Source organism: Pseudomonas asiatica, from assembly GCF_040214835.1.
Classification (GTDB): domain Bacteria; phylum Pseudomonadota; class Gammaproteobacteria; order Pseudomonadales; family Pseudomonadaceae; genus Aquipseudomonas; species Aquipseudomonas putida_Z.
Genome location: NZ_CP157874.1, coordinates 1,596,280 through 1,608,193, shown reverse-complemented (window position 1 = coordinate 1,608,193; position 11,914 = coordinate 1,596,280). Strand labels below are relative to the sequence as shown.

The window sequence follows — 11,914 nt, the reverse complement described above, 5'->3', positions numbered from 1 at the left end:
CTACCTTGGAAATGGAATTGCGGAACCACCCAGCCACTCACGCAACTGGGAAAAATGATCGATGCACACCTGCGGACCAAACTCGGCCAGCGCCTGCAGCGACATGGCACCATAGCCCACGGCCACCGAGTGCATGCCGGCATTGCTGGCCATCTGCAGGTCGAATGCCGAATCGCCAACCATCAGCGCACACCCCGGTTCGACACCGCAATGGCCGAGAATTTCCTCGAGCATCAGCGGGTGCGGCTTGCCGCGGGTCTCGTCGGCGGCGCGAGTGATGTCGAAGAACTGCTCCCAGCCATTGGCCTTGAGCACCCGGTCCAGGCCGCGACGCGCCTTGCCGGTGGCCACGGCCAGGCGGTACCCCTCGGCACGGAAGGCATCCAGCGACTCGACCACACCCTCGAACAGTGGCGAGGGCTGCTGGTCCAGGGCCATGTAGATATCGGCATAGTGCTGACGGAAGCTTTCGACCTGAGCAGGCGCCAGGTGCGGGTACAGGGTGTGGATCGCCTCGCCCAGGGCCAGGCCGATAATGCCCTTGACCGCCTTCTCGCTGCTTTGCGCCTCACCGGCACGCTCGGCGGCGGCGTTCATGGCTTCGACGATACGCCCGATCGAGTCGGCCAGCGTGCCGTCCCAGTCGAAGATCAGTAGCTCATAGCCTTTTTTCATAGGTCAGGACGCACTCAGACGTTCAACGGTTTTCGCCCAGACTTCATCCACTGGCGCCTCGAGCTTCAGCTCGCCACCGTCCGGCAGCGGTACGGTCAGCGCATAAGCATGCAGGAACAGACGCTTGCCGCCCAAGTCACGAATTTCACGACTGAAGTCTTCGTCGCCGTACTTGCTGTCGCCAGCGATCATATGCCCGGCATGCAGGGTGTGCACACGGATCTGGTGGGTACGACCGGTGATCGGGCGTGCCTCGACAATGGTGGCGAACTCGCCGAAGCGACGCAGCACACGGAACAGGGTCAGCGCCTCCTTGCCCTCGTCGTTCACCTCGACCATGCGCTCGCCGGAGCGCAGGTTGCTCTTGAGCAACGGCGCGTTGACCTGCTTCTTCGAGGTCGGCCAGTGGCCGCGCACCAGCGCCATGTAGCGCTTGTCGACACCGTCGCCGCGCAGCGCGGCGTGCAGGTGACGCAGCATGCTGCGCTTCTTGGCGATCATCAGCAGGCCGGAGGTATCGCGGTCCAGGCGGTGCACCAGTTCCAGTTCCTTGGCGTCCGGGCGCAACTGGCGCAGCGCCTCGATCACGCCAAAGCTCAGGCCGCTACCGCCATGCACGGCGATGCCGGCCGGCTTGTTCATCACGATCAGCGCCTTGTCTTCGTAGACGATGGCCGCTTCCAGGCGCTGCAGCAGACCCTGGGCCACCGGCGCCGGTTCGTCACGTTCCGGCAGGCGGACGGGCGGTACCCGCACGATATCGCCGGCCTGGATCTTGTACTCCGGCTTGACGCGACCCTTGTTGACCCGTACCTCACCCTTGCGCAGGATGCGGTACACCAGGGTCTTGGGCACGCCCTTGAGGGCCGTGATGAGGAAATTGTCGATGCGTTGGCCGGCAAGCTCCGGCGCGACTTCGATCAGCTGAACGCCGGAAGTCGGAGGGGTATTGGTCGTCATGGCGGGATCATAACAATTTTTTATGGAATTGAAGCACTTAATCATTGCTGCTATAGTCGCGAACGCCGCCAAAAGCGGCAGGCCAGCGGCACCAGGCTCCTAGCCGGTCCCTGACCAACGCAATTCTCCAGGACGCGAGGCCGTCCTACGGGGTTTTCGCCAGTTTACCGAATTGCCTGGAATCGCCACCAGCGCTGTGTAGAGAAGACCGAAAAAAAACGACAAGTGCGGTGTTTCACCTGCTTACCCGATTCTTTTCGCTGCACCTCTGCCCGCCCCGTCGCTTCCACGCAACGCCCGGCGAATGCTTCGGAAATACCTGCCTTGGACATGAATGGCGCCAGCGCAGAACCTGCGCTGGCGAAAAATGCAACCCGTTGCGGATTCAGCGCGCGGCAGCACCCGAATTATCAGGGATACGTGCAGGGTGGAGATGCACAGCCCTCGGACCGTGTAGCACCGCGTCCGGCCCACCAGCCCACTGAACGGCTGGCGAGCGGATAAGGTCCTGAACAGATGCCTCCGGGCGTCCACGGCTGACGGTTGATTCCTCCTCCTGACTGAGTGCACAAGGCCCGCTTGGTTGATTCGGATTCCAATTCGAAGCCACCGGGGCCTTGTTGGCACCGCAGCAAACAGGACGCGTCGTCGCGACAACGGCAGGCTGGGCAACCGGCTGGTGCCGAACGTCGCTCGACACGGGGGTGGCCCGGCCACCCTTTGCGCACCTTGGCACCGACCATGAGACGTCGTGTGTGCCGAACGCCGTTTCCGGCAGCCCGGAAACCGACGGTACAACATGAAAAGAATGCTGATTAACGCGACTCAACCCGAAGAGTTGCGTGTAGCCCTGGTGGACGGCCAACGTCTCTACGACCTGGACATCGAGTCCGGCGCGCGCGAGCAGAAAAAGGCCAACATCTACAAAGGCAAGATCACCCGCATCGAACCCAGCCTCGAAGCCGCCTTCGTCGACTTCGGTTCCGAACGTCACGGCTTCCTGCCGCTGAAAGAAATCTCCCGCGAATACTTCAAGAAAGCCCCCGAAGGGCGGGTCAACATCAAGGAAGTGCTGAGCGAAGGCCAGGAAGTCATCGTCCAGGTCGAGAAGGAAGAGCGTGGCAACAAAGGCGCCGCCCTCACCACCTTCATCAGCCTGGCCGGCCGCTACCTGGTGCTGATGCCGAACAACCCGCGCGCCGGCGGCATCTCCCGCCGCATCGAAGGCGAAGAGCGCAACGAACTGCGTGAAGCCCTGAACGGCCTGACCGTGCCAGGCGACATGGGCCTGATCGTGCGCACTGCCGGCCTTGGCCGCAGCAGCGAAGAAATGCAGTGGGACCTCGACTACCTGCTGCAACTGTGGACCGCCATCAAGGAAGCGTCCCAGGACCGCGCCGCGCCATTCCTGATCTACCAGGAAAGCAACGTCATCATCCGCGCCATCCGCGACTACCTGCGCCAGGACATCGGCGAAGTGCTGATCGACAGCATCGATGCCCAGGAAGAAGCCCTGACCTTCATCCGCCAGGTGATGCCGCAGTACGCCAGCAAGGTGAAGCTGTACGAAGACAGCGTGCCGCTGTTCAACCGCTTCCAGATCGAAAGCCAGATCGAGACCGCCTTCCAGCGCGTGGTCGACCTGCCGTCCGGCGGTTCGATCGTGATCGACCCGACCGAAGCCCTGGTGTCCATCGACATCAACTCGGCGCGCGCCACCAAAGGCAGCGACATCGAAGAAACCGCCCTGCAGACCAACCTGGAAGCGGCCGAGGAAATCGCCCGCCAGCTGCGCCTGCGTGACATCGGCGGCCTGATCGTCATCGACTTCATCGACATGACCCCGGCGAAAAACCAGCGCGCCGTCGAAGAGCGTGTTCGCGAGTGCCTGGAAGCCGACCGCGCCCGCGTCCAGGTCGGCCGCATCTCGCGCTTCGGCCTGCTGGAAATGTCCCGTCAGCGCCTGCGCCCTTCGCTGGGCGAAAGCAGCGGCATCGTCTGCCCACGCTGCTCCGGCACCGGCATCATCCGTGACGTCGAGTCGCTGTCGCTGGCCATCCTGCGCCTGATCGAAGAAGAAGCCCTGAAGGACCGCACCGCCGAAGTTCGCGCCCAGGTGCCGATCCCGGTGGCTGCCTTCCTGCTCAACGAGAAACGCAACTCGATCACCAAGATCGAACTGCGTACCCGTGCGCGCATCATCATCCTGCCGAACGATCACCTGGAAACCCCGCACTTCGAAGTCCAGCGCCTGCGCGACGACAACCCGGAAGTGCTGAGCAACCAGTCCAGCTACGAGATCGCCGCCGCCGAAGCCGAAGAAGCGCCGCAGCCGACCGCCACTCGCACCCTGGTTCGCCAGGAAGCCGCGGTCAAGACCGCCCCGGCCCGCGCCAACGCGCCGGTCCCGGCCACTGTCGAAGAGCCGCAGCCTGCCGCACCGGTCGCCCCTGCCCCGGTCGCCCCGGAGCCAAGCCTGTTCAAGGGCCTGGTGAAATCGCTGGTAAGCCTGTTCGCCGGCAAGGAAGAGCCTGCCGCAGCGCCGGTTGTCACTGCCGCCGAGAAGCCGGCCGCCGAGCGCAGCCCACGCAACGAAGAACGCCGCAACGGCCGCCAGCAGAGCCGCAACCGCAACGGCCGCCGCGACGAAGAGCGCAAGCCGCGTGAAGAGCGTGCCGAGCGCGCACCTCGTGAAGAACGTGCTCCTCGTGAAGAACGTGCCCCACGCGAAGAGCGTGCACCACGTGAAGAACGCGCCCCACGCGAAGAGCGTGCACCGCGTGAAGAACGTGCTCCACGCGAAGAGCGTGCTCCACGCCAGCCACGCGAAGACCGCCGCGGCAACCGTGGCGAAGAGCGCGTGCGCGAACTGCGTGAGCCACTGGACGCCACCCCTGCCGAGCGTGAGGAACGTCAGCCGCGCGAGGAACGTGTAGCCCGTGAAGAACGTGTCCCGCGTGAAGAGCGTGCACCTCGCGAGGAACGTGCCCCACGTGAGGAGCGTGCTCCACGTGAAGAACGCGCACCGCGTGAGGAGCGTGCTCCGCGTGAAGAACGTGCTCCGCGTGAAGAACGTGCTCCGCGTGAAGAACGTGCTCCGCGTGAAGAGCGCGCACCTCGTGAAGAACGTGCTCCACGCGAAGAACGTGCCCCTCGCCCACCACGCGAAGAGCGTCAGCCACGCGTAGCCGAAGAAACCGCCGAGCAGGCTGCCGAGCTGGCCGAAGAGCAACTGCCGAACGAAGAGCTGCTGCAGGACGAACAGGAAGGCACCGATGGCGAGCGCCCGCGCCGCCGTTCCCGTGGTCAGCGTCGCCGCAGCAACCGTCGTGAGCGTCAGCGCAACGCCAACGGCGAGCTGATCGATGGCAGCGAGGAAGAAGGCAGCGAAGAGCAGCCGCAACCGCATCAGGCCACCGAGCTGGGTGCCGAACTGGCTGCCGGCCTGGCCGTGACTGCCGCCGTCGCCAGCAGCAACATCAGTGCCGACGCCGAAGCCCAGGCCAACCAGCAGGCCGAGCTTGCCACCGCCGAAGTCGCCGCCGTAGCGGAAACCGACAACAGCGAAGTCGCCCAGCCGGTCGAGCAGGCCGAGAAGGTCGAACAGGTCGAAGCTGCTGCCGAGGCTGAAGAAGTGGCTGTGGCCCCGGTGGTCGAGCAGCCGGTCAGCGAGCCTGTGGCCGTGGTCGAGGCAACTGCCGAGCCAGTGGTCGAAGTCGCTCCGCAGCCAGTGGTCGACGAAGCACCTGCTGCCGAACCGGTAGTGGTTGCCGAAGCACCGGTAGAAGCGCCTGCCGTCGAGGCCGGTGAAATCGAGCAGGCCCCGGTCGTGGTCGAAGCCGCTCCGGTTGCCGAGCAACCTGCCCCGGTTGTCGAAGCCCAGCCAGAAGTGGTGGCCGAGCCTGCCCCAGTGGCCGTCGAGCCTGCACCGGTCGAAGCCCCTGCGGCGGTGGAACCTGCCACTGTCATGCTGGCCAACGGCCGTGCGCCGAACGACCCGCGTGAAGTGCGTCGCCGCAAGCGTGAGGCCGAGGCTGCCGCCAAGGCCGCACAGGAAGCTGCTGCAGCCACCGAGGAGCCAGCCCTGGAAGCCACTGATGAGCAAAAGCCTCATCACGGTTGATAGCCAAGGCTGAATGAAAAAGCCCCGCCAGTGCGAACTGGCGGGGCTTTTTCTTGGCTGGACGTTTTTCCTGTACCGGCCTCTTCGCGGGTAAACCCGCTCCCACAGGGGCCCCACTACCCTCAGGCCCTGTGAGGTCCCTGTGGGAGCGGCTTTAGCCGCGAAAGGGCCAGCCCAGGCACTGAATCAGTAGAGGTTAGGCTCCATCTCCAGCTCGACCCCGAACCGCTCGAGGATATCGGCCTGGATCCGCCGCGCCAGCGCATGCATCTGCGCCCCGCTCGCCTGGCCGTAGTTGACCAGCACCAGCGACTGCAAACGATGCACCCCGGCATCCCCCTCGCGATGGCCCTTCCAGCCTGCCTGTTCGATCAGCCAGCCTGCCGCCAGCTTCACTTGGCCATCAGCCTGGGGATACGCCACCACTCCCGGGTACTGCGCACGGATACGCTCGACCAGTTCCGCCGAGACCACCGGGTTCTTGAAGAAGCTCCCGGCATTACCCAGCTCTGCCGGGTCTGGCAGCTTCTCGCGGCGAATGCTGCAGATCGCCTCGCTGATCGCCTGCGCGGTCGGCTCGGTCACGCCCTGCTCTGCCAACCGCTGGCGCACCGGGCCGTAATCCAGGTGAGCCTGCAGCGTTCGGCTCAAGGCAAAACGCACACGCAGGATCAACCAACGCCCAGGGTTGCGCTTGAACAGGCTGTCGCGATACCCGAAGGCACATTCAGCCAGGCCGAAGTCACGCAACTCGCCGGTCTCGCGGTCCAGGGCGGTCAGGCCGACGAATACGTCCTTGATTTCAACGCCATAGGCGCCCACGTTCTGCATCGGCGCAGCGCCCACGGTGCCGGGGATCAGGCTGAGGTTCTCCAGCCCGCAACACCCCTGCGCCAGTGTCCACTGCACAAACGGGTGCCAAGGCTCACCGGCCTCGGCCTCGACCACGATACGTTCGCCATCGTCGCTGAGCACGCGTCGGCCACGGCTGGCCATATGCAGCACCAGCGCATCGATATCGCGGGTCAGCAGCAGGTTGCTGCCACCGCCAATCACCAGCACCGGCACGCCGGTTTGCTGCGCCTGGGCCAGCGCCTGGCGCACCTCCTGGTCATCATGTGCCTGAGTGAAATACCGCGCCTTCACGTCGATGCCAAAGGTGTTGTAAGGCTTGAGCGATACCTGCTCCTGCCACTGCACTGTCATAGCCGCCCCTTGATTTCCAGGACCAGCGCCTGGCACGCCGCTTCAACCAGGTCGAGCACCTGCTCGAAGCCATCGGCGCCGCCGTAGTACGGGTCTGGCACTTCATCCAGCGCTGCGCCATAGCGGCGCAGGAACAGGTCGAGCTCCGCTACTGCCGTGTGCGGGCGCATCGCACGCAAATGGCCAAGGTTGCTCTCGTCCATGGCCAGGATCAAGTCATATTCGGCAAAGTGCGCCGCCTTGACCTGCTGGGCGCGTTGCTGCGACAGGTCATAGCCACGCGCCAGCGCTGCCTTGCAGGTGCGGCTGTCAGGCGCCTTGCCGACGTGCCAGTCGCCGGTGCCGGCCGAGGCCACATGCACCCGGTCGGCAAGCCCGGCAGCTTGCAATTGATGGCGTAGCACGCCTTCGGCGGTGGGCGAGCGACAGATATTGCCGAGGCAGACGAACAGGACGCGCATCAGGCCTCCAGCAAGCGCCGTACGCGCTCCAGGTCTTCAGGGGTATCCACGCCCACGGCAGGCGCCTCGATGGCGTCTTCGACGTGGATGCGCACGCCATGCCACAGGGCACGCAGCTGCTCCAGCGCTTCGGTCTGCTCGAGCCAGCACGGGCCCCAGCTGACGAAGTCCTGCAGGAAGCCGACGCGGTAGGCGTACATGCCGATGTGGCGGCGATACGGCACGCCTTCCGGCAACTGGTTGCGGTCCTTGGCAAACGCATCGCGGGCCCAGGGCAGTGGTGCACGGCTGAAGGTCAGGGCCAGGCCGCTCTTGTCGCTGATTACCTTGACCGCGTTGGGGTTGAACACGGTTTCCGGCTCATGGATCGGTTCGGCCAGGGTGGCGATACCGGCTTCCGGGTGCGCCGCCAGGTTGGCTGCCACCTGGTCGATGATCACCGGCGGGATCAGCGGTTCGTCGCCCTGCACGTTGACCACGATGGCATCGGCCGGCAGCCCGAGGTGTACGGCCACTTCGGCCAGGCGGTCGGTGCCGGACTCATGGTCGGCACGGGTCAGCAATACTTCGGCGCCGAAGGCCTTGCAGGCCTCTACGATGCTGGCGTCGTCGGTGGCGATGACCACGCGGCTGGCGCCGCTCCTGCGGGCCTGTTCCCACACATGCTGCACCATCGGCTTGCCGGCGATCGGCAGCAATGGCTTGCCCGGCAGGCGCGTGGAGCGCAGCCGGGCGGGGATCACCACGGTGAAATCCAGGCTCATTTGTCCAGACGCTCTTCATCGGTCAGGGTGCGCGCCTCGCTTTCCAGCATGACCGGGATGCCGTCGCGGATCGGGTAGGCCAGGCCGGCGCCCTTGCTGATCAGCTCGGTCTTGTCGGCACTGAGCTTCAGCGGCCCCTTGGTGATCGGGCAGGCCAGGATATCGAGCAGTTTGGTGTCCATTTGAGGCTTCCTTTAGGCCAGGTGGCCGGGAATTGAAAAAGGGCTCAGGGCTTGCGCAGCAAGCGTTGCAACTGGTTGTCGAACCAGGCGCTGAAAGCCTGCGTGGGCTGCGCCTCGACGGCCAGGTACCACCAGTCGTCAGCGGCGAAGGCCCGGCATTTCACCGCATCCTTCTCGGTCATGACCAGCGGCAGCGGCGGGCTGAAGGCCAGGCTCTGGGCGCTGAACTGCGCATGGTCGGCAAAGGGATGCGGCACCGGCTGCCAGTTTAGCCCCAGCAGGGTATTGAAGAAACGTTGCGGGTTGCCGATACCGGCCACCGCGTGCAGGCGTTGGCCTGCGGGGAAATGGTCGAGCGCGCGGCGCTCGCCGCTGCGCAGGTTGACCAGGGCTGACGGCTGCAGGCAGAAGCCGAAGCCATCGGCGCGGTCTGCGCTGGCGCCGTTGAACAGCACCGCGTCAGCCTCGTGCAGGCGTTCGGCCGGCTCACGCAACGGCCCCGCCGGCAGGCAGCGGCCATTGCCCAGGCCGCGGGCGGCATCGATCAGCACCAACTCCAGGTCACGGGCCAGGCGGTAGTGCTGCATGCCGTCGTCACACAGGATCAGGTCGAGAGGTTCGCTGGCCAGCAGGGCCTGCACGGCGCGGGAGCGGTCGGGGTCGATCATCAGCGGCACGCCGGTGCGCTGCACGATCAGCAGCGGTTCATCGCCGGCCTGCTCGGCGGCCTGGTCGGCCTGCACGCGCCAGGGGAGCTGCGGCGGCTTGGCGCCATAGCCACGGCTGACCACGCCCACCTTCAGCCCCTGCTGGCGGCAGTGCTCGATCAGCCAGAGGATCATCGGCGTCTTGCCGGTACCGCCCACGGTGATGTTACCCACCACGATGACCGGCACCGGGGCCCGGTAGCTGGCACTTTCGCCACTGAGAAAACGCGCCCGCTTGCGCGTGACCACGCGGCGATACAGTGCCTCCAGCGGGCGCAGCAGCGCCAGAGCCGGATGCCCGGCGTACCAGGCGGCGAGCAGGCGGTCGGCGAAGGCCATCAAGGCGTGCCCTGAGCCGCCTCGACGGTGGTCATGCGCAACTGGCTGAAACCGAGCTTGCCGGCGGCATCCATCGCGGTGACCACAGCCTGGTGCGGGGTCTTGCCGTCGGCGCTGATGGCCAGCGGCAGCTTGTTGTCGCCGCCCGACTCACGCTCGATCGCTTCGCTCAGGGTGGCCAGGTCGCTCTTGGGCAGCAGGTGGTTGTTCACCGAGTACACGCCTTCGGCGCTGATGGTGATTTCCACCAGCTTGCCCTGGTCGGGCGGCGCCTGCTCGGCGCTGGCGGCTTCGGGCAGCTCGACGCGCAGCTGGGTCTCGCGGGTGAAGGTGGTGGTGACCACGAAGAACAGCAGCAGGACGAACACCACGTCGATCAGCGACGCCAGGTTGATGTCGACGCTCTCCCGCTGGCGATTGCGCCGGAACTTCACGCCTTGCCTCCGGCCACTTCCACTTCACGGTCGCCCTGGATCACTTCCACCAGCTTGATCGCTTCCTGTTCCATGCCGACTACCAGCTCGTCGATGCGGCGCAGCAGGAACCGGTGGAAGAACACCGCCGGAATACCGACCATCAGGCCGGCCGCAGTGGTGACCAGGGCCTTGGAGATACCACCGGCCAGCACTGCGGCGTTGGCGGTCATCTGCGAGCCCATGAAGGCGCTGAAGATGTCGATCATGCCCAGCACGGTGCCCAGCAGGCCCAGCAGCGGGGCCATGGCGGCGATGGTGCCGAGGGTGCTGATGTAGCGTTCCAGTTCGTGGATGACGCGCGAGGCGGCCTCCTCGATGCATTCCTTCATGATTTCGCGGCCATGGCGCGAGTTGGCCAGGCCGGCGGCAAGGATCTCGCCCAGTGGCGAATCGGCGCGCAGGGCCTTGAGCTTGTCACTGGTCAGTTGCTTGTCCTTGATCCACATCCACACCTGGCCCAGCAGGTGCGGCGGGGTGACGCGGCTGGCGCGCAGGGTCCACAGGCGTTCGACGACGATAGCCATGGCAGCGATGGAGCTCAGAATGATCGGCAGCATCATCCAACCACCGGACTTGACCAATTCCCACACAGTAAACGCCCCTTCGGAAAAAGGCCGCCACTCTACCATAGGCGCGCCGGAGGCTCATCTGCCGGAGGTCAGGGAATTGCCCTACCCGGTTTCTACCTTGAGCTGTCGGGTGGCTGAACTGGCCCTTTCGCGGGTGAACCCGCTCCCACATCTATGGTCCTCCCAGTTTCTGCAATACTGAATCTGGATGCGTAGTTGGCTTGCCGCAATCTATTCGGCGTCGAAGGGTTAAGGTTCGCGCCTTGATGAAAATCGCGCCTGACGATCCTGATTAGGTAAATCGGCTTTAGAGCCGCGTGGGAGCCCAGGTTTTTCGTCAGGTCGGTTGGCCGTTTACGTCATCTGTTATCCAGCATCGCAAAAACCGTTGGGTGGTGCTTGGTAGCGCAGGGTCAAGCGTTCTGTGCGCTTGGCCCTGCTTCATAAATGCCATGGCTATGTGCGATTGCCCAAGCTATCCGTGCTAACCGGTTCGCCAAGGCACACACAACCACATTCGGGTGATGACGAGTCAGCAACACTCTCACCCAGTCAGCCAATCGCCCAGATTGCTTATCCAGGTGGTTGATGAAGGTATGGCTGCACTGCACCAGTAGCCGTCGCTGATTGCGATCACCGCGTTTGCTGATACCCAGCAAGCGCGGTTTCCCGCCGGTGGTCAGCTGCTTGGGCACCAGGCCTATCGAGGCCGAATAGTCACGTCCTCGTTTGAACTGCTTACCGTCACCTAATTCTGCAGCCAGGGCGCTGGAGGTGATCGGTCCAATACACGGTATGGTCATCAAACGGGTTGCCAGATCATCTCCAGCGACCTGGCTCTCCAGCTCTTTGGTGAGTGCCTTGACCTGTTCGTCGAGGTAGTTGAAGTGCGCATGAAACTGTTCGAAAAGGCGAATGACCGAGCCAGGAGCATGAAGTTTTTCCAAGGTTTCCGGTAACTCTCTGACCGACTTGAAGGTTGGCGCCAGGCTAACGCCCCACTCAAGCAGGAATGCATGGATTCGATTGACCGTCGCTGTGCGGTCCCGAATGAAAGCTTCACGGGTCATGTTGAGCATGCTCAGCGCTTGCTGGGCTTCGCTTTTGATTGCAACAAATCGCATCGCCGAACGACTGGCTGCTTCACCAATGGCTTCGGCGTCGGTGTAGTCGTTCTTGTTACTTTTGACATAAGGTCGTACATGCTGCGCGGCAATCAATTTGGGTTGATGACCACAGCTGGCTGCGAATCGAGCCATGAAATGAGCGCCTCCACAGGCCTCCATGGCCAAGGTGCAGGGTGGTAGTTGAGCGATGTAGGAAAAAACCTTGCTGCGAGAAATCTTGCTACGGAACAGGTACTGACCACGGCTATCCTGGCCGTGGAAATGGAAACAATTTTTGCCTAGATCCAAGCTGGTAAGAGCAAGATTCTGAGTATTCATAACGGCG

Annotated in this window: 11 protein-coding genes; 1 reads left to right on the top strand and 10 read right to left on the bottom strand. The window is 64.2% G+C overall.

Annotated elements, in window-relative coordinates; all coding sequences use genetic code 11:
• Complete coding sequence (locus tag ABNP31_RS07310) at positions 1-675, bottom strand: HAD family hydrolase (protein WP_350013146.1); 675 nt, start codon at positions 673-675, stop codon at positions 1-3.
• A gap of 3 nt (positions 676-678) precedes the next feature.
• The gene (rluC, locus tag ABNP31_RS07305; RefSeq protein WP_025338212.1) at positions 679-1,635 is read right to left on the bottom strand and encodes a 23S rRNA pseudouridine(955/2504/2580) synthase RluC; all 957 of its coding nucleotides are present in this window, start codon (positions 1,633-1,635) and stop codon (positions 679-681) included.
• Between the two features lie 799 nt (positions 1,636-2,434).
• Here rluC and rne point away from each other — a divergent pair.
• Complete coding sequence (gene rne, locus ABNP31_RS07300; RefSeq protein ID WP_350013145.1) at positions 2,435-5,758, top strand: ribonuclease E; 3,324 nt, start codon at positions 2,435-2,437, stop codon at positions 5,756-5,758.
• A gap of 186 nt (positions 5,759-5,944) precedes the next feature.
• On the opposite strand, the gene murB is transcribed toward rne, so the two are convergent.
• The 8 genes from murB to ABNP31_RS07260 form a co-directional block, all read right to left on the bottom strand.
• Entirely contained in the window at positions 5,945-6,964 is a 1,020-nt protein-coding gene (gene murB / locus ABNP31_RS07295; protein WP_085664920.1) for a UDP-N-acetylmuramate dehydrogenase, read from the bottom strand.
• Positions 6,961-7,425, bottom strand: a complete 465-nt coding sequence (locus ABNP31_RS07290) for a low molecular weight protein-tyrosine-phosphatase (protein ID WP_063911712.1) — start codon at positions 7,423-7,425, stop codon at positions 6,961-6,963. Before ABNP31_RS07290 ends, murB begins: the two co-directional genes overlap by 4 nt.
• Positions 7,425-8,189 carry a 3-deoxy-manno-octulosonate cytidylyltransferase gene (gene kdsB / locus ABNP31_RS07285; protein ID WP_350013144.1) on the bottom strand — a complete coding sequence of 255 codons (765 nt, stop codon included), beginning with the start codon at positions 8,187-8,189 and terminating at the stop codon, positions 7,425-7,427. The genes ABNP31_RS07290 and kdsB overlap by 1 nt, the downstream gene beginning before the upstream one ends.
• Positions 8,186-8,371, bottom strand: a complete 186-nt coding sequence (locus tag ABNP31_RS07280) for a Trm112 family protein (RefSeq protein WP_011532874.1) — start codon at positions 8,369-8,371, stop codon at positions 8,186-8,188. The genes kdsB and ABNP31_RS07280 overlap by 4 nt, the downstream gene beginning before the upstream one ends.
• Before the next feature lie 44 nt (positions 8,372-8,415).
• Complete coding sequence (lpxK, locus tag ABNP31_RS07275; protein ID WP_085664918.1) at positions 8,416-9,417, bottom strand: tetraacyldisaccharide 4'-kinase; 1,002 nt, start codon at positions 9,415-9,417, stop codon at positions 8,416-8,418.
• Entirely contained in the window at positions 9,417-9,851 is a 435-nt protein-coding gene (locus ABNP31_RS07270; protein WP_025338207.1) for an ExbD/TolR family protein, read from the bottom strand. Before ABNP31_RS07270 ends, lpxK begins: the two co-directional genes overlap by 1 nt.
• On the bottom strand, positions 9,848-10,483 hold the full coding sequence (locus ABNP31_RS07265) for a MotA/TolQ/ExbB proton channel family protein (protein WP_016391244.1): 636 nt from the start codon (positions 10,481-10,483) through the stop codon (positions 9,848-9,850). The genes ABNP31_RS07270 and ABNP31_RS07265 overlap by 4 nt, the downstream gene beginning before the upstream one ends.
• Before the next feature lie 392 nt (positions 10,484-10,875).
• Positions 10,876-11,907, bottom strand: coding sequence for an IS110 family transposase (locus tag ABNP31_RS07260; protein ID WP_085693505.1), 1,032 nt, complete (start codon positions 11,905-11,907; stop codon positions 10,876-10,878).
• Between the last annotated feature and the right edge of the window lie 7 nt (positions 11,908-11,914).